The sequence below is a fragment of the Rhodococcus wratislaviensis genome (assembly GCF_900455735.1).
In the GTDB taxonomy this organism is placed as follows: domain Bacteria; phylum Actinomycetota; class Actinomycetes; order Mycobacteriales; family Mycobacteriaceae; genus Rhodococcus_F; species Rhodococcus_F wratislaviensis.
Genome location: NZ_UAUI01000017.1, coordinates 61,740 through 80,054, shown reverse-complemented (window position 1 = coordinate 80,054; position 18,315 = coordinate 61,740). Strand labels below are relative to the sequence as shown.

The window sequence follows — 18,315 nt, the reverse complement described above, 5'->3', positions numbered from 1 at the left end:
ACCTGGACCGGGAACCGCGGGGACGGCACCACCCGACCGGACGGCTACGACCGGGACCATGTGGTGTCGGCGCCCGGCAAACCCGACGTGCCGGGCAGCTCCGACCGGTCGTTCCTCGGCGACCCGGCGCGGTGGAACCCCGAGGAGTTGCTGGTCGCCGCACTGTCGCAGTGCCACATGCTGTGGTACCTGGGGCTGGCCGCGGCGGCCGGCGTGGTCGTGGTCGACTACCGCGACGAGCCGACCGGAACCATGTCCGAACATCCCGGCGGTGCAGGCGAATTCACCGAGGTCGTGCTGGCGCCGGTCGTGACCGTGGCCGACGGGTCGATGGCCGCGCGCGCCGAACGGCTGCACACCCGCGCGCACGAGAAGTGTTTCATCGCCCGGTCGGTCAACTTCCCGGTCCGGCACCGTCCGACGGTGCGCGTCGCATGAGCGCCCCGGCACACCGGCTGATCGTCGACGTCGACACCGGCATCGACGACTCCCTCGCCCTGCTGTACCTGCTGGCCAGCCCGGAGGCCGAGATCGCCGGCATCGCCAGCACCGCGGGCAACGTGCCCGTCGAGCAGGTCGCGGCGAACAACCTGAATTGGCTCGCCCTGTGCGGTGCACCCGACATCGAGGTCGCGCTCGGCGCCCGGGTGCCGCTGGACTGCCCGCTGCGCACCACCGAGGACACGCACGGACCCCAGGGCATCGGGTACGCCGTCCTCCCCCCGTCCGGGCGGTCGCTGTCGGAGCGGGACGCCACCACCCTGTGGGTCGACCTGGCCCGCGCCCACCCCGGCGGGCTGACCGGGCTGGTGACGGGACCGCTGACGAACCTGGCCCTCGCGATCCGCGAGGAACCCGCACTGCCCCGGTTACTGCGGCGCCTGGTCGTGATGGGCGGGGCCTTCAACCACCCCGGCAACACCACCCCCACCAGTGAATGGAACGTGTCGGTGGATCCGGAGGCGGCCAAGGAGGTGTTCGACGCGTTCTCCGGGCTGCCGGCGGGGCGGCGTCCGATCCTGTGCGGGCTGGACGTCACCGAGACGATCGAGATGACACCGGACCACGTCCGCCGGCTGGCGGAGGCGGCGGGAAGCACACCCGCCGAGATCATCTCCCCCGACGACGGGCCGCAGGTGCGCTCGACCGCGTCCAACCCGGTGATCCGGCACCTGTCCGACGCCATCCGCTTCTACATGGACTTCCACCGCACCCACGACCAGGGTTTCCTGGCGCACATGCACGACCCGTTCGCGGCGGCGGTGGCGCTGAACCCGGCGACCACAAGGACCCGTCCGGCCACCGTCGACGTCGAACTGCACGGCCGGCTCACCCGGGGCACCACGGTCGCCGACTGGGTGGGGCACTGGAACCGGGAACCCAACGTCGACATCGCGGTGAGCACCGACCCGGCCGCGTTCTTCGACGATCTCGTCGACCGGGTCGGGCGCTTCGCGAAATCAGTCGGCTGACGCGTCCGTACCGTCGAACGCGTCGAGGATCTCGGCGGCGGCCAGCGCCGCCGTCAGGGAACCGTCCCGCACCCGCTGTTCGACCTCGCCGCGGATCGCCTTGACCCGGGTGTTGGACGCGAGCCGGCGCAGCAGCTGATCGTGGACCATCGTCCACGTCCAGTCCACCTGCTGGCGGCGCCGGTTCTCCTCGAACTGTCCGGCCGCGGTCAGCACCTCACGATGCCGGCAGACGGTGTCCCAGAAGTCCTCGAGACCGACGCCCTCGAGACCACTCATCGTGATCACCGGCGGCGTCCACACGGCGTCGTGCGGGTAGATCAGCCGCAGCGCACCCGCGAGTTCCCGGGCGGCGCCCTTCGCCTCCCGCTCGTGCTTGCCGTCCGCCTTGTTCACGGCGACGAGGTCGGCGAGTTCGAGGACACCCTTCTTGATGCCCTGCAACTGGTCGCCGGTGCGGGCCAGGGTGAGGAAGCAGAAGCAGTCCACCATGTTCGCGACCGTCACCTCGGACTGCCCGACACCCACCGTCTCGACGAGGATCACGTCGAAACCGGCGGCCTCGAGCAGCACGATCGTCTCGCGGGTCGCCTTCGCGACCCCGCCGAGGGTGCCCGACGTCGGTGACGGCCGGATGTAGGCGTCCTTCTCGACGGTCAGCCGCGCCATCCGCGTCTTGTCGCCCAGGATCGACCCGCCCGTGCGCGTCGACGACGGGTCGACGGCCAGGACCGCCACCCGGTGCCCCTGCCCGATCAGGTGCATCCCGAGCGCGTCGATGAACGTGGACTTCCCGACGCCGGGCACACCGGTGATACCCACCCGGTGCGCGTTCCCCGACTCCGGCAGCAGCTCGAGCAGCAGCCGCTGCGCCGCCTCACGGTGGTCGGTCCGGGTGGACTCGACCAGGGTGATGGCCTTCGCCAGGCCGGCGCGCTGGTTGGCGCGCACGGCCCGGGCGAGGGCATCGATGTCGACTGGAGGCCGCCCCATGCTATTCCGGGGTGCCCGTCAGGTCGTGGCCGAGCTGCGCGGCCAGCTTCTCGAGCAGACCGCTGGCGGCGTCCGCGATGACCGTCCCGGGCGGGAAGATCGCGGCGGCACCCGCCTCGTACAGTTCGGCGAAGTCGCCGGGCGGGATGACACCGCCGACCACGATCATGATGTCGGGACGTCCCACCGCCGCGAGGGCTTCCCGGAGCGCAGGCACCAGCGTGAGGTGACCTGCGGCCAACGACGACACACCGACCACGTGGACGTCGTTGTCGGCCGCCTGGTTGGCGACCTCTTCCGGGGTCTGGAACAGCGGTCCGACGTCCACGTCGAATCCGATGTCCGCGAAGGCCGTGGCGATCACCTTCTGCCCGCGGTCGTGGCCGTCCTGCCCCATCTTGGCGATGAGGACACGGGGACGCCTGCCTTCCTCCTCCGCGAACCTCTCGACGAGTTCCGTTGCCTTGTTGATGTTGTCGACCTTTCCGGCCTCGTCCCGGTACACACCGCTGATGGTCCGGATCTCGGCCTGGTGACGCCCGTACACCTTCTCGAGCGCCTCGGAGATCTCCCCGACCGTGGCCTTCGCGCGGGCCGCGTCGATCGCCAGGGCGAGAAGGTTGTTCTCCATGCCGCCCTCGGTGGTGGCCGCGGCGCGGCTCAGTTCGGCGAGCGCCGCCTCGACGGCGTCCGAGTCGCGGTCGGCGCGCAGCCGGTCCAGCTTCTCGAGCTGCTCCTTCCGGACCCGCGAGTTCTCGACCTTGAGGACCTCGATCTCGTCGGCCTCGTCCGGCACGTACTTGTTGACGCCGACGAGCGGCTGCCTGCCGGAGTCGATGCGGGCCTGCGTGCGGGCCGCGGCCTCCTCGATGCGCAGCTTCGGGATGCCCTCGCTGATCGCCTGCGCCATGCCGCCGGCCTCTTCGACCTCGGCGATGTGTGCGCGGGCGCGGTTCGCCAGCTGGTGGGTCAGCCACTCGACGTAGTGCGATCCGCCCCAGGGGTCGATGGGTCGGACGGTCCCCGACTCCTGCTGCAGCAGCAGCTGGGTGTTGCGGGCGATGCGGGCGGAGAAGTCCGTCGGCAGGGCGAGGGCCTCGTCGAGCGCGTTGGTGTGCAGCGACTGGGTGTGCCCCTGCGTCGCCGCCATCGCCTCGACGCACGTGCGGGCCACGTTGTTGTAGACGTCCTGCGCGGTCAGCGACCAGCCCGACGTCTGCGAGTGGGTACGCAGCGACAACGATTTCGCGGACTTCGGTTCGAACTTCGCGACCAGCTCACTCCACAGCAGGCGACCCGCCCGCAGCTTCGCGACCTCCATGAAGAAGTTCATGCCGATCGCCCAGAAGAACGACAACCGGGGCGCGAACTTGTCGATCTCCATGCCGGCGTCGAGGCCGGCACGGATGTATTCGACACCGTCCGCGAGGGTGTACGCCAGCTCCAGGTCGGCGGTCGCCCCGGCCTCCTGGATGTGGTAGCCGGAGATGGAGATCGAGTTGAACTTCGGCATCTTCGCGCTGGTGTACGCGAAGATGTCGGAGATGATCCGCATCGACGGCTTCGGCGGGTAGATGTAGGTGTTGCGGACCATGAACTCCTTCAGAATGTCGTTCTGAATGGTTCCGGCCAGCTGCTCCGGGGCGACACCCTGCTCCTCGGCGGCCACGACGTACAGCGCGAGGATCGGCAGCACCGCACCGTTCATGGTCATCGAGACGCTGACGCTGTCGAGCGGGATGTGGTCGAACAGCTGACGCATGTCGAGGATCGAGTCGATCGCCACCCCGGCCATGCCGACGTCACCCTGCACCCGCGGATGGTCGGAGTCGTAGCCGCGGTGCGTCGCCAGGTCGAACGCCACCGACAGACCCTTCTGCCCGGCGGCGAGGTTGCGGCGGTAGAAGGCGTTGGATTCGGCGGCCGTGGAGAAGCCCGCGTACTGGCGGATCGTCCACGGCTGGTTCACGTACATGGTGGGGTACGGGCCGCGCACGAACGGCGCGGCACCCGGGAAACTGCCCACCGGGTAGCCCTCGGCCTCGGCGGCGTCGCGGTCGGCCTTGGTGAAGACCGGTTTGACGTCGATGCCCTCGGGGGTGGACCACACCACCTGTTCCGGGCTGTAGTGGTTCGCCGCCGCGGCGGCCGCGATCAGCTCGTCCGTCTGCTCCGGGGTCGGGGCGGACGGCTGCGGAAACTGCGGATCCTCCAGTGGCACTTCGGCGAAGCTGCCGATCGCGTGCTTGACCTCGCGAGTAGTCACTTCTTGCTCCCTGTGTCGCCCGAGGAGTCACTCGAGCTCTCGATGGTGTCGAGCAGGCCGGACAGGACCGACACTGCGTCGATACGGGCGGTGACGAATCCGTCGGGCCGGGCCGGGCCGTCCGCGTCGGCGACGACCTTCTCCGGGCCGGCGAGCAGCACGGTGCCGACACCGGCCGCGCGCAGTTCCTCCACCGCGGCGGTGGCTTCGGCGGCGTACCGCTTGTCGGTACCGCAGATCACCGCGATACCGGCGCCGGAGTCCTTCGCGGCGGCGGCGATGCTGCCGTCACCGGTGGCGAGGGGACCGGGGTTGCGGGCTTCGATGCCGCCCGACGCCAGCAGGTTCGTGCTGAACGTGGTCCGCACGTTGTGCTCGGCGACGGGGCCGAGCGGGGCCAGGAAGACGGCGGGTCGTGCACCGCGCGCCGCCAGGTAGGCGTCCGAACGGTCCCGCAGGGCCTCGAACGCCGCGGCGTACCGGGCGACGGTACCGGTCTGGGCGGCGCCCGCGGGCAGCGGCGCTTCGGCGAGGTTCGGGAACTCGTTGACCCCGGTGACGGTGGTCTTGCGGTGCGCGATGTCCGAATCACGTTGGGCGCGGATGGAAGCGATCCGGTCGCCGATCAGGCCCGCGTCGAGTGCGGCGAGGTAGCCGCCCGCCGCCTCGATCTGCTGGAAGAACTCCCACGCCTTGGCCGCCACCTTCTGGGTGAGGTCCTCGACGTACCACGACCCGGCCGCCGGGTCGAGCACCCGGCCGAGATGTGATTCCTCGAGCAGCAGCAGCTGGGTGTTGCGGGCGATGCGGGCGGCGAAGGTCTTCGACACACCCAGCGCCCCGGCGGGCAGTGCGGCGTCGAACGGCAACACCGTGACGGCGTCCGCGCCGCCGACGCCGGCACCGAACGCGGCGAGGGTCGTGCGGAGCATGTTCACCCACGGATCGCGTTGCGCCATCATCGCGGCCGAGGTGACCGCGTGCTGGGGGGCGCCGCCGAAGTCGGAAGCGCCGCAGACCTGGGCGATGCGCGCCCACACCAGCCGCGCCGCCCGGAACTTGGCGATGGTCTGGAACTGGTCGTCGGTGGCCGAGAACCGGAAGCCGAGCTGCCCGAGCGCCTGCCCGATGGTCAGGCCGCTCTCGGTGAGGGCCCGTAGGTACTCGAGGCCCGCCGCGATTGCCGCGCCGAGTTCCTCGGCGTCCGAGGCGCCGGCGTCGTGAAACGCGGTGCCGTCCACGGCGATTGCCCGCACGCTCTCCGAGCGCGCCGCGGACTCGGTCGCGAGGGCCACCGCGTCGCCGAGTTCCACGTCGGCGGCACCGGAGAACGCGCTCGTGAGCGGAGCGGTCCCGAGGTCGACGCGGACCGCGGTGCGGTCGGTGACCCCGTCACCCGCGGCGGCACGGGCGTCGAGCAGCGCGAACAGTGCCCGCGCCGCGAGCGGCGCGTCCGTTCCGGCATCGAGGGTGAGCGGTGCCAGGTCGAGGAGCACCCCGTCGAGCGCCGTTTCCAGCGACCGGACCGGAAGGTTGGCGCCGCCGACGGCGAGCCACAGCGCGCTGACACCGTTCTCCAGGGAGTCCAGGACGGAGCGGTTGACGTCCGCAGCCTCGGCACCCTCGCCGAAGCGGGCACTGACCAGCCAGCCCGCGTTCACGTCCCGGGTGGCGTCCGCGCCACGCACGTAGGGGAAGGTGCCGGGCAGGGGCTGCTCCGGACGCTCGTCGCGGGGGCTGTACAGCGGCGCGACGGTGACACCGTCGTAGGTGACGGTCTCGAGGAGTTTCTGGGGTTCCGGACCGAGTTCCGCGGCATCGATCCGACGCGACTTCGCGAGGACTCCGGCCACGGAGTGCTGCCAGTCGGCGTACGCCCGCGCAGCTTCCTCGGTTTCTGAAGCTAATGACACGGTGTCGGCTTCCTCTCCCTGATGAGCGATCGATCAATACGTTGTGTGACTGTGATGCTAGCCGCAGTTCGGCGCCCCCTATCGTGAGGATCACCACACGATGAATAACCTCAGGTCATGAGCATTGCGCACGAACCGGTGGTCACCGTTCGCACCGCCACGCAGCGGTTGTTCGGTCTCGGGGCGCCGACCCGGGAGGTCGACGACCGCGGCGAACCACTCAATCGTATGAGCATGGACATCGGTGCGCTCGCCCCGAACACAGCCCGCACCGCCTACGGCGGCGTCCTCGCCGTGCTGCTCGACGATCTCCTCGGATTCACCGTGTGGGACCGGCGCGGAGCACGCGACGGCCTGGTCACGGCCGAGTTGTCGGTGGATGTCGTGACACCCCGGCGATGGCAGGGTCCGACGCTGCGGGCGGAGAGCCGACTCCTCGCACTCACCGCCGACGGCGGCACGTCGACCGCCCGCGTCCACGACTCGGCGGGCACCCTGATCGCCACCGGCACGCTGTGGGGCAACTTCGTGGACCTGCCGGCGCCGGCGGCGGACGGGTCGGCCCTCCCCGACTTCCCGGAGCCGGGGGCCGCCCCGCTCGACTGGATCGGCGGGCGGATCGAGGACGGACCCGGCGTGCGGGTCGTGGTGCCGGCCAATCCGCTGGTCGCGAACAAGCTCGGGTTCATGCACGGCGGCGTCCAGGGCTGCGCGATGGACCTCGCGGCGCGCGCGGCCCTGAGCCGGGACGGCGCGGACATGGACACGGCGTCCGTGCGGATCAACTACTTCCGCCCGGTTCCCCTCGACGGCGACACGACGTTCACCGCGGACGTGGTCAGGGCGGGCCGCTCGGTGGCGGTGGCCCGGGTGGCCGGGACCTCGGGCGGACGGATCTGCGTCGAGGCGACGGTGACCGGGCGCCGCCGGCTGTCCTGACCGCCGCTCGCGGCGCGCCCCGCACGGGTCACCCGGGTAGCCTGGTGCCCTGTGAAGAGACGCCTCGGGGACCGCAGGGTGATCGGCGTCGCAGTACTGGCGGTCGCGTTGGTCGTCGTCGCGCTGCTGGCCCCGCACCCGTCCGTGCTGCAGGTGCGGGAATGGGCGCGGTCGATCGGGCCGGCGTTCCCGCTCGTCTTCTTCGCCGTGCACGCGGTGGTGACGGTGTTTCCGTTCCCCCGCACGGTGTTCACGCTGAGTGCCGGTCTGCTGTTCGGTGCGTGGCTGGGCATCGCGATCGCGGTGCTGGCGTCGACGGTGAGTGCCGTGCTCGCGCTCTACCTGGTGCGCGCCGTGGGCCGGGACGTGGTGTGGCAGCGCATCTCCAATCCGACGATCCGCCGGGTGGACGAGCGGATCGCCCGGCGCGGCTGGCTCGCCGTCGGGTCGCTGCGGCTGATCGCGTTCGTCCCGTTCTCCGTGGTGAACTACTGCGCCGGCGTGTCCTCGATCCGGTTGGTCCCGTACGCGCTGGCCACGGTGGTCGGCGTGCTGCCGGGGACCGTCGGCATCGTCGTTCTCGGCGACGCCCTCACCGGGGAGACGAAGCCGGGACTTCTCGCGCTGTCCGCGGTGTGCATCGTCGTCGGAATCGCCGGACTGGTGGTGGACTCCCGGCGGCCACTGGACGGTTCCGGCGACGCGATGCCGGATGTGGCCGTCGACCACCCCGCCGAGGACGAGTCAATCACACAGCCTTGAACCAGGTAGGTCAAGCTTTGAGTCTTGACATCATGGTATCCAGTTTCTAACCTTGACTCATGTTCGTGTTGACGGTCGACCAGCGCGGTAGCCGCCGCGACGTCGACCGCGTCGCCCAACTGCTCACCGAGTTCGCGAACCGTGACCTCGTCCGCCCGTTCCAGCGGACCGCCGGCGACGAGGTTCAGGCCGTGGTCGCGGACCCGGCCACCGTCGTCGACCTCGCACTCGACCTCGTCGGACGCGAACACTGGAGCATCGGCATCGGCGCCGGCCCCGTCGAAGAACCCCTCCCCGCCGAGACCCGCGCCGGGCGCGGCCCCGCGTTCGAGTCCGCACGGGTCGCCGTCGAACGCGCCAAGAGCGCCCCCGGCCGGGTCGCCGTCGAAGGCTCCGACCCTGACGGCGCCACCGACGCCGACACCGCACTCACCCTCGTCGCGGTCCTGGTCGCGCGCCGCACCGAGGAGGGCCGCGAGGCCGTCGAGCAGATGCGGCACGGCTCCACTCAGACCGAGGCGGCCCGCGCACTGGGCATCAGCAAGCAGGCGGTCTCCCAACGACTCTCCACCGCAGGCTGGCACGTCGAAACCGCCGGACGACGACTGGCCGAACGACTCCTACGCAAGGCGGACACGTGACGACCCTCGCACTCATCGCCCTCGGCGTCGCCGCCGTGGCACCGCTGGCGCTCGCCGCGCCCCGCAGCCCCCGCTGGATGTCGCAGTGGGCGGCGCCGATCGTGGTCGCGCTCGCCCTGGCCGTCGCCGCGCTGGCCGCCTCCGCCACCACCCCGGTCACGGGCTTCGCCCTCGCGGCGACCCTCGTCCTGTGCGTCGCGGCCGCCACCACCGGCGGGGCACCCCTCGTGCTGGCCGCGTTCCGCATCGCACGCCGCCAGTCCGACGCCGGTTCCGACCCGCGGCCCGACGCCGGGCCGCTGCGCGGCGGACGGATCATCGGGCTCCTCGAGCGCGCCGCCGTCGCGGCCGCGATCCTCGCGGCCTGGCCGGAGGGCATCGCCGTGGTCCTGGCGGTCAAGGGACTGGCCCGCTACCCCGAACTCCGCGAACCGCACGCGTCGGAACAATTCATCATCGGCACGTTCACCAGCGTGCTCTGGGCGATCGCGGTGTGCGGAACGGGACGCGCCCTCATCACCTAGCCACCCGCCACCGGTGCGGGACATTCACCCCCAGGGGTGCGCAGAACCAGCCCTGGGGGTGGTGGGATCCCACCTCGACCCGGACGAGAGTCGTACTCGTCCAGCCCGAGGGAGAAAACATTCGTGCCTACCGATTTCGTGTCCCACGTCCGCGCCCAGGTCGCCATCTACGGCGATGACCGGTCCTACACCTACCACCGTGAGGCCGGCCGCGAACTCGTCGCCGAGGAAGTGACCTACCGCGACCTGGATCGGGACGCCCGCGCCCTCGCGGTCTGGCTGTCGACGCGGCCCGAGGCCGAACACCCGGTGATGCTGCTGTACGTCGACGGACTCGACTTCCTCCGCGCGTTTCTCGGCTGCCTCTACGCCGGGGTGGTCGCGGTCCCCGCACCCGTCCCACACGACGTGCGCAGCATGCAGCGCGTCGCCACCATGTTCGAGGACGCCGACGTGCGCCTCGTCCTGACCACCGCCGCGGTCGCCGAGCCGCTCGACACCTGGATCCGCGACTCCGGGCCGGCCGCCACGGTGTCCGTCGCCGCGACCGACACCATCGAACCGGGCGATCCCGACCACTGGCGACTCCCCGCGCTCGACGGCGACACCCTCGCCTTCCTCCAGTACACCTCCGGTTCCACCAGCGAGCCGAAGGGTGTGATGGTGACCCACGGGAACCTGCTGCACAACGCCGCGGCCATGACCCTCGCCAACGGTGCGGACGACACGGTGACCGGCGCCGGCTGGCTCCCGCACTTCCACGACATGGGGCTGATCGGGATGCTGCTGCTGCCGCTCTACGTCGGCGGGAATCTCGTGTTCATGTCGCCGATGTCCTTCCTCAAGCGGCCGGTGCGGTGGCTGCAGCTGATCGACCGGTACCGCGCCGACATGACCCTCGGCCCGAACTTCGCGTACGACCTCGTCGCCCGCCGGATCTCCGACGACCAACTGGCCGGACTGGATCTCTCCTCGGTGCGGGTCGCGCTGAACGGGGCCGAACCCATCCGGCCACGCACCCTCGACGCCGTCTCCGACCGGCTCGCACCCTACGGCTTCCCGGCGGGCGCGTTCCTGACCGCGTACGGGATGGCCGAAGTGACCCTGCTCGCCACCGCGAGCGAGGTGGGCTGCGCCCCACGGTATCTCCACGTCGACGCCGCCGCGCTGGAACGCCACGAGCTCACCCCGACGGTCGGCGGTGTCCGGCTGGTCGGCAGCGGCCGGCCGTTCGGGTGCGACATCCGCATCGTCGACCCGCACACCGGCCTGGAACTACCGACCGGCCGGGTCGGGGAGATCTGGATCTCCGGTGGCAGCGTCGCCGCCGGCTACTGGAACCGGCCGGACGAGACCGAGGCGAAGTTCCGCGCCACCCTCGCCGGCGACGGACCGTACCTGCGCACCGGCGACCTCGGGGTGACCGACGACGACGGTCACCTGTACGTCACCGGCCGCCTGAAGGACCTGCTGATCGTCAACGGCCGCAACCTGTACCCGCAGGACATCGAGGAGGCCGTGCGGGAGGTGCATCCGGCGCTCACCGGTGCCACCGGGGTGGTGCTGTCGATGGATACCGGGCAGCACGAGCGGCTGCTGGTGATCCACGAGGTCAAGACCGCGCTGATCGACGACCTGACGCTGCCCGGCCTCGCACGCCGGATCCGGCTCGCCGTCGCCCGCGACTTCGACGTCCACGCCCCGAGCGTGGTGCTCGTCGACCGGCACGGGGTGCACCGCACCACGAGCGGGAAGGTCCAGCGCAGATCGATGCGCGCGTCGTTCCTGCAGTCCCGCGTCGACGCGGTGCTGCACGAGGAGATCGACCCGGCGGTGCAACGCCTCCGGACCACCACCGTCGCAGCACCCGCCTGACCCCCGATCACCGACCAGGAGAGAACCCCATGCGTATCCCCGAACAGAGCACCCCGCGCGACCACGCACCCGTCATCGACTGGCTCGCCGGACGGGTGGCCTTCCACACCGAACAACCGGTGCGCCAGGTCGACCCCCACCTGCCCCTCGCCGAACTGGGAATCGAATCGGTATCCGCGGTGAGCCTGTGCGGCGAGATCGAGGACCGCTGGGACCTCGAACTCGATCCCACCGTGGTGTTCGAGTATCCGACCATCGCCGAGATGGCCGTCTTCGTCGTCGACGAAGCGGCAGCCCGGTACCGGACGGCCTCATGACCGACGTCGCCGTCGTGGGCCTCGACTGCCGCTTTCCGCAGGCACCCGACGCCGACGCGTTGTGGACGCTGCTGATGGGCGGCGGCGACGGAATCACCGACGTCCCCGCCGGGCGATGGAACGCGGACGACGTCTACGACGCCGCCGGTGGTCCCGGCAAGGTCAACAACCGCAGCGGCGGATTCCTCGCCGACGCGGACGCGTTCGACCACGAATTCTTCGGCGTCGCGCCCCGCGACGCCGCGGCGATGGACCCGCAACAGCGGCTGCTGCTGCAGGCGGCGTGGCGGGCATTCGAGGATGCCGCCCTGGACCCGCGCGCCCAGGCCGGGTCGAACACCGGCGTGTACATCGGCGTCATGGCCAACGAATGGAATCTCCAGATGCGGGACGTCTCGCGCATCACCCCCCAACTCGGCAGCGGCAACGGCTATTTCATGACCGCCAACCGGGTGTCCTACCACCTGAACCTGCAGGGCCCGAGCATGGCGATCGACACCGCCTGCTCGTCGTCCCTCGTCGCCGTCCATCTGGCCTGCGCGGCACTGCTGTCCGGGGACTGCGATCAGGCCCTCGCCGGGGGCATCAACCTCACCCTGACCCCCACGGTGAACGTCTTCTACACCCAGGCCGGGCTGTCCGCGCCGGACGGCCGGTGCAAACCGTTCAGCGGAACGGCCGACGGCATCGGTCGCGGCGAGGGTGTCGCGGTACTCGTGTTGCGCCGGCTGGAGGACGCGCAGGCCGAGGGCCTGCCGATCTACGCGGTGATCAAGGGCAGCGCCGTCAACAACGACGGCCGCAGCAACGGGATCACCGCACCCAACCGCTGGGCCCAGCAGCAGGTCGTCCAGACGGCCTACCGGCGTGCGGGTGTCACGCCCGCGCAGGTCGCGTTCCTCGAGGCGCACGGCACCGGAACGGTGCTCGGCGACATGATCGAGATCAAGGCCCTCGGTCACGTCCACGGGGTGTCCCGGCCGCAGCCGTGCGCGATCGGATCGATCAAAGGCAATCTCGGCCACACGGAGGGAGCGGCCGGCGTGGCCGGTCTGATCAAGGTGGCCCTGTCCCTGCACCACCGCGTGGTACCGCCGAGCCGCTACGCGGAGGACGCGAACCCGCGACTCCGCCTGGCGGACAACGGCCTCCGGCAACTGTCCGAACCGATGACGTTGCCCGGCGGCGACGTGCACGGCGCCGTCAGCAGTTTCGGGCTCGGCGGCACCAACGCCCACATGCTGCTGGCCGCGGCGCCCGCCCCCGACCCCGCCGCGCCGACTGCCGGCGGCGGCGTGCTCACCCTGTCCTCGAACAACCGGGATGGCCTCGCCCGCAACGCCGCCGTCCTGGCCGACGATCTCGCACGACCCGGCGCCGACCTGGGCCGGGCATGCTGGACCACCAACACGGTCAAGGCATCCGGGCGCCACCGCCTCGCGCTCACCGTGCACGACCGGGACGAGGCCGTCGCGGCGCTGCGCGCGGTCGCGGACGACGAAGACCTGCTCGCGTCGCTGTCCGGCGCGACCCGCCCCGTGAGCATCGGCTGGTTCTTCACCGGTCAGGGCGCGCAGTACCCGCGAATGTCCCGCGCACTGCACGAGCACCACGGCGGCTACCGGCGCGCACTGTCCGACGTGGACGAGCGGATGACACCGCATCTGGGCCGATCGGTGCGGGAGATGCTGTTCGATGCCGGCGACGACATCCACCGGACCGAGTTCGCGCAGCCCGCCCTGTTCGCGGTCGAATACGCGCTCGCCCGGACGCTCGGCGAGCTGGGTATCGAACCGGCGTGGATGGTCGGTCACAGCGTCGGCGAGTACGCCGCCGCGGCGCACGCCGGCGTGTTCGATCTGGACGACGCGTGCCGGCTCATCGTCGCGCGGGGCCGGCTCATGCAGCAACTGCCCGCGGGCGGGACGATGCTCGCGGTCCGGGCCACCCCGGACGAGGTCGCCGACCTGCTCGCCGGCGAACCCGCGGCCGCGCTGGCGGCGGTGAACGGGCCGCGGGACGTGGTGCTGTCGGGGGCGGCCGACGCACTCGAACGCCTCGCCGCCGCACTGACCGTGGCCGGACTCCGCGTCCGCCAGCTCACCGTCTCGCATGCCTTCCACTCCCCCGCCATGGCGCCGATGCAGGACGCGTTCGCGGAGGTCGCCGCCGACTGCACGTACCGGCGGCCCGAGATCCCGATCTTCTCCACCACACGCGGCCGGTTGCTCGACGTCGACGAGCCGATGGACGCGGCCTACTGGACCGACCACATCACGGCGACCGTGCGGTTCGCGGACGCCACCGCCGCCGCCCTGACCTGCGATCCGACCCACCTGATCGAGGTGGGCCCCGCACGAATCCTGTTGCCGCTCACCGCCCGAGCCCAGCCCGATTCACCCGCGCGGCACCTGGCACCGTGCCCCGGCCCGTCCGCGACCGGGGCCGAACTCCCCGACACCGTCGCCGCCCTGTACCGGGACGGACTGAACCCCGCGTGGGATGCGGTGTACGAGCCGGGCTCACGGGTCCGGCTGCGGCTCAGCGGATACGAGTTCGCCACCACCGCCCGCTTCTGGACACCCGAGGACGCATCCGCGGCCGCGCCGACCCCCGCACCCGTCCACACACCCGACCCCGAGGACACCACCATGGACCAGCTGATCGCACTCTTCCGGGAACAGGCCGCCGTTCTCGCCGCTGCCGCCAACGGCGCACCCGCGGTTACCCTCCCCGCGCCGGCGCCGGACTCCGGGCCGGGTCCCGCGACAGCGGTCGGCGACGTCGTGCGCACGGAAGTCGCCCGGGTCAGCGGATTCCCCGCGGCCGCACTGAAGTCGACGCAGACGATCGTCGGCGACCTCGGATTCGACTCGATCATGATCACCGACCTGTTCGGCGGGGTGAGCCGCGCATTCCCCGGGCTCGTCGTCGAACCGAACTGGTTCTCACCGAGCCGCACACTCGGCGATGTGATCGAGCACGTGACCGCGTCCCGCGCACCCGGGTCGCGCCGCACCGTGACGGCTGTCCCGGAACCGGAACAGACCGTGGCACCCGAGTTCCGCATCGCGGAGTTCCCGGAGGTTCAGGCGCTCGCCGCACGGCTGACCTCCGCCGAGGGGCTCGGGGTCACCAACCCGTACTTCCTCGTCAACGACGGCGTCACCCGGGACACGTCGACGATCGGGGGCGCGGAGGTCGTCAACTTCTCCAGCTACAACTACCTCGGCATGTCCGGGCACCCCGCCGTCGTCTCGGCCGTGCAGGACGCGGTCGCCCGCTACGGCAGTTCCTGCTCGGCCAGCCGGCTGCTGTCCGGGGAGAAACCGGTACACCGGGAACTCGAAGCCGAACTGGCCGGGCTGCTCGGCACCGAGGACGCGATCGCCCTCGTCAGCGGACACGCCACCAATGTCACGGTCATCGGTCATCTCCTCGGGGAGGGCGACCTGATCATCCACGACAGCCTCGCGCACGACAGCATCCTGCAGGGCTGCGCACTGTCCGGCGCCACCCGGCGTCCCTTCCCGCACAACGACCACGTCGCGCTGGACGCCCTCCTCACCGCGATCCGCTCGCAGTACCGGCGGGTGCTCATCGTCATCGAGGGCGTCTACAGCCAGGACGGCGACATCCCCGACCTGCCCGCGATGATCGCGGTGAAGAAGAAGCATCAGGCGCTGATGATGGTCGACGAGGCGCACAGCATCGGGGTGCTCGGCGCCACCGGCGGGGGCATCGGCGAGCACTTCGACGTCGACCGCGACGACGTGGAGCTGTGGTCCGGCACGATGTCGAAGGCCCTGGCCGGCTGCGGCGGCTACGTCGCGGGCAGCGCCGAGCTCATCCGCTTCCTGAAGTACACGGCGCCCGGCTTCGTCTACAGCGTCGGGATGACGCCGATGAATGCCGCGGCGTCCCTGGCCGCGATCCGCCAGATGCGCGCCGAACCCGAGGCACTGGACCGGTTGCGGCGCAACTCCCGGCTCTTCCTGCAGCTCGCCACGGACGCCGGAATCGACACCGGGGACTCGAAGGACACCCCGGTCATCCCGTGCATCGTCGGGGATTCACTCCGCACCCTCGCCCTGTCCAACGCACTGCTCCGGCGCGGCATCAACGTGAACCCCATCCTCTACCCGGCCGTGCCGGAAGACCTCGCGCGGCTGCGCTTCTTCGTCACCTCGTGTCACACCGAGGACCAGATCCGGTCCACGGTGGCAGCTCTCGCCGACGAACTCGCCACGCTCGTCGCGGCCGCGTAGCGCCGTGCCCGGCCCTCTCCGGCTGTTCTGCTTCCCCCACGCCGGCGGCGGACCCTCGACGTACCGGCACTGGCACCGCGCCCTGAGCCCGCACGTGTCGGTGTGGCCCGTGCAACTGCCCGGGCGGGAGAGCCGTGCCGGCGAGGCCGGGTTCACCGACGTCGAGTCCCTCGTCACCGCACTCGAGTCCGAGCTCGCCGAACCGCTCGCGCAGCCGCACGTCTTCTTCGGGCACAGCATGGGGGCGCTGGTGGCGTACCGGCTCGCGTGCCGCAGGCGCGCGGCCGGGCACCCGCTCCCGCGGGCGCTGCTGCTCTCCGCGTACTCGGCGCCGCACCTACCCTCGCCGCTGCCGCCGGTCGACGACCTGGACGACCCGGCCCTGATCGAGTTGCTGCGCGCCACGGGCGGGCTGCCCGCCGACCTCCCGGCCCGGCAGTCGTGGCGGGACCGCTGCCTCCCCGCACTGCGGGACGATCTCCGGCTCTGCACCGGCTACCGCGATCCCGCAGACCCGCCGCTGCCCTGTCCGGTACATGTGCTCGGCGCGGACGCCGATCCGCTGGTCGGCGAGCGGGATCTGCACGCCTGGGATCGGCACACCACCCAGCTGCGCGAGGTGCACATCATGCCGGGCGATCACTTCTACCTCGAGCACACACCCGAACAGCTATTCCGTGTGCTCCGGCCGGTGCTGCGCCGGTACGCCGCTAGTGACCCGGCGGGGTGACCGGCGGCGGCAGCTGCCCCGGCGCGCCCCCCGGATCCAGCGGCGCATGCTCGTCGGCGCCACCGGACTGCGCGAGCGGTCCCGGCCCGTCGACCGGACGACGTGCCTCGACCTCCGCGGCGCGGACGGCCTGCGCGATCGCCGGGTCGGATTTGGTCTCGAACCAGTCGGCGACCTCCGCCGAATCGTCCTCGGGCTTGGGCAGATCATCCTCCGCGGTGGACGGCTCGTACCGGAACACCCCGTCCTGCCCCTGCGCGCCGAGCGTCTTCGCGAACCCCTTGAGGGCGTCACCGAAGTCGCTGGGCACCAGCCACACCTTGTTCGCATCGCCCTGCGCCATCTGCGGCAACGTCTGCAGATACTGGTAGGCGAGGAGTTCGGGGGTGGGCTTGCCGGATTTGATTGCGGCGAACACCTTTTCGATCGCCTTCGCCTGACCCTGCGCCTGCAGGTACTTCGCGGCCCGGTCACCCTGCGCCCGCAGGATGCGGGACTGCCGCTCACCCTCCGCGGTGAGGATCGACGCCTGCTTCGCGCCCTCCGCGGCGAGGATGCGGGACTGCTTGTCGCCCTCCGCCGTCTTGATCGCCGACTCCCGGTGACCCTCGGCGGTGAGGATGGTGGCCCGCTTCTCGCGGTCCGCCTTCATCTGCTTCTCCATCGACTCCTGAATCGACGGCGGCGGATCGATGCTCTTGAGCTCGACCCGGGCGACGCGCAGACCCCACCGTCCGGTGGCCTCGTCCAGGACGCCGCGCAACTGCCCGTTGATGGAGTCACGGGACGTCAGTGTCTCCTCCAGCGTCATCCCGCCGACGACGTTGCGCAGCGTGGTGGTGGTCAACTGCTCGACACCGACGATGTAGTTGCTGATCTCGTACACCGCGGCCTGCGGGTTGGTGACCTGGAAGTACACCACGGTGTCGATGTTCAGCGTCAGGTTGTCCTGGGTGATCACCGGCTGCGGCGGGAACGACACCACCCGTTCACGCAGGTCCACCTTGGCCCGGATGCGGTCCGCGAAGGGGATCAGGAACGTCAGCTGGCCCGACACGGTCCGCGCATACCGGCCGAGTCGCTCGATCACCGCGGCCTCGGCCTGCGGCACCAGGGCCACCGATTTGGCCACCACCAGCGCGACGAACAACACGAGCACGATCAACACGATGAGCGCTGCCATCTACGGTCCCCTCCATACGACGGCGGTCGCGCCGTCAATTTGCATTACCGTCACGGTCGTTCCCGGTGGATACACTTCCGTGCTGTCGAGCGGGCGGGCCGTCCAGACGTCGCCGCCGAGCTTGATCTGCCCCGCGTGTTCGGCGACCTCCTCGAGCACCAGGGCCTGCTTGCCGGTCAGTGCCTCGATCCCCGTCGGGGTCGGCGGCGGGGTCTCGAACTTACGCAACAACACCGGCCGCACCCCGAGGATCAGGGCGAGGGACAGCACCCCGAAGATGACCGCGTCGACCCAGACCGGGAAGTCGGTGATCGCGGTGACCCCGGCCGTGGCCAGCGCACCGCCCGCCAGCATGAGGAGGAAGAAGTCCCCCGTCAACGCTTCCGCGGCGGCGAGCAGCACCCCCGCTACCAGCCAAATCAATGCAGCCAC

General features: G+C 71.0%; 15 protein-coding genes. 10 read left to right on the top strand and 5 right to left on the bottom strand.

Annotated elements, in window-relative coordinates:
- Positions 1-438: OsmC family protein (locus tag DTA22_RS21135; protein WP_112300787.1), on the top strand; the 438-nt coding region annotated here is incomplete at its 5' end.
- Positions 435-1,472, top strand: coding sequence for a nucleoside hydrolase (locus DTA22_RS21130; RefSeq protein WP_112300786.1), 1,038 nt, complete (start codon positions 435-437; stop codon positions 1,470-1,472). The genes DTA22_RS21135 and DTA22_RS21130, both read left to right, overlap by 4 nt.
- On the opposite strand, the gene meaB is transcribed toward DTA22_RS21130, so the two are convergent.
- Genes meaB through DTA22_RS21115 form a run of 3 tightly spaced genes read right to left on the bottom strand, consistent with a single transcriptional unit; the run spans position 1,461 to position 6,644 of the window.
- Entirely contained in the window at positions 1,461-2,465 is a 1,005-nt protein-coding gene (meaB, locus tag DTA22_RS21125) for a methylmalonyl Co-A mutase-associated GTPase MeaB (RefSeq protein WP_112300785.1), read from the bottom strand. The two genes, DTA22_RS21130 and meaB, sit on opposite strands and share 12 nt — an antisense overlap.
- A 1-nt stretch (position 2,466) precedes the next feature.
- A complete protein-coding gene (gene scpA / locus DTA22_RS21120; RefSeq protein WP_037237727.1) occupies positions 2,467-4,731 on the bottom strand; it encodes a methylmalonyl-CoA mutase in 2,265 nt (754 codons plus the stop codon).
- Positions 4,728-6,644, bottom strand: a complete 1,917-nt coding sequence (locus tag DTA22_RS21115) for a methylmalonyl-CoA mutase family protein (RefSeq protein WP_112300784.1) — start codon at positions 6,642-6,644, stop codon at positions 4,728-4,730. The genes scpA and DTA22_RS21115 overlap by 4 nt, the downstream gene beginning before the upstream one ends.
- A gap of 117 nt (positions 6,645-6,761) precedes the next feature.
- On the opposite strand from DTA22_RS21115, the gene DTA22_RS21110 reads away from it, so the two are divergent.
- The 8 genes from DTA22_RS21110 to DTA22_RS21075 all read left to right on the top strand — a co-directional run bounded on the left by DTA22_RS21110 (position 6,762) and on the right by DTA22_RS21075 (position 16,700).
- Entirely contained in the window at positions 6,762-7,583 is an 822-nt protein-coding gene (locus tag DTA22_RS21110) for a PaaI family thioesterase (protein WP_112300783.1), read from the top strand.
- Between the two features lie 51 nt (positions 7,584-7,634).
- Positions 7,635-8,345 (top strand): TVP38/TMEM64 family protein, encoded by a 711-nt coding sequence (locus DTA22_RS21105; protein ID WP_245973270.1) that lies wholly within the window; start codon positions 7,635-7,637, stop codon positions 8,343-8,345.
- A 59-nt stretch (positions 8,346-8,404) separates the two neighbouring features.
- Positions 8,405-8,986 carry a hypothetical protein gene (locus tag DTA22_RS21100; RefSeq protein ID WP_112300782.1) on the top strand — a complete coding sequence of 194 codons (582 nt, stop codon included), beginning with the start codon at positions 8,405-8,407 and terminating at the stop codon, positions 8,984-8,986.
- Complete coding sequence (locus DTA22_RS21095) at positions 8,983-9,510, top strand: hypothetical protein (RefSeq protein ID WP_037237741.1); 528 nt, start codon at positions 8,983-8,985, stop codon at positions 9,508-9,510. Before DTA22_RS21100 ends, DTA22_RS21095 begins: the two co-directional genes overlap by 4 nt.
- 123 nt (positions 9,511-9,633) lie before the next feature.
- Positions 9,634-11,385 carry a fatty acyl-AMP ligase gene (locus tag DTA22_RS21090; protein ID WP_112300781.1) on the top strand — a complete coding sequence of 584 codons (1,752 nt, stop codon included), beginning with the start codon at positions 9,634-9,636 and terminating at the stop codon, positions 11,383-11,385.
- Between the two features lie 29 nt (positions 11,386-11,414).
- Positions 11,415-11,702 (top strand): acyl carrier protein, encoded by a 288-nt coding sequence (locus tag DTA22_RS21085; protein ID WP_112300780.1) that lies wholly within the window; start codon positions 11,415-11,417, stop codon positions 11,700-11,702.
- The gene (locus DTA22_RS21080; protein ID WP_112300779.1) at positions 11,699-15,970 is read left to right on the top strand and encodes a type I polyketide synthase; all 4,272 of its coding nucleotides are present in this window, start codon (positions 11,699-11,701) and stop codon (positions 15,968-15,970) included. Before DTA22_RS21085 ends, DTA22_RS21080 begins: the two co-directional genes overlap by 4 nt.
- A 4-nt stretch (positions 15,971-15,974) precedes the next feature.
- Positions 15,975-16,700, top strand: coding sequence for a thioesterase II family protein (locus tag DTA22_RS21075; RefSeq protein WP_112300778.1), 726 nt, complete (start codon positions 15,975-15,977; stop codon positions 16,698-16,700).
- Here the strand turns inward: DTA22_RS21075 and DTA22_RS21070 are convergent.
- Both DTA22_RS21070 and DTA22_RS21065 read right to left on the bottom strand, forming a co-directional pair.
- Positions 16,681-17,883, bottom strand: coding sequence for an SPFH domain-containing protein (locus DTA22_RS21070; RefSeq protein WP_112300777.1), 1,203 nt, complete (start codon positions 17,881-17,883; stop codon positions 16,681-16,683). The two genes, DTA22_RS21075 and DTA22_RS21070, sit on opposite strands and share 20 nt — an antisense overlap.
- Complete coding sequence (locus tag DTA22_RS21065; protein ID WP_005241863.1) at positions 17,884-18,315, bottom strand: NfeD family protein; 432 nt, start codon at positions 18,313-18,315, stop codon at positions 17,884-17,886.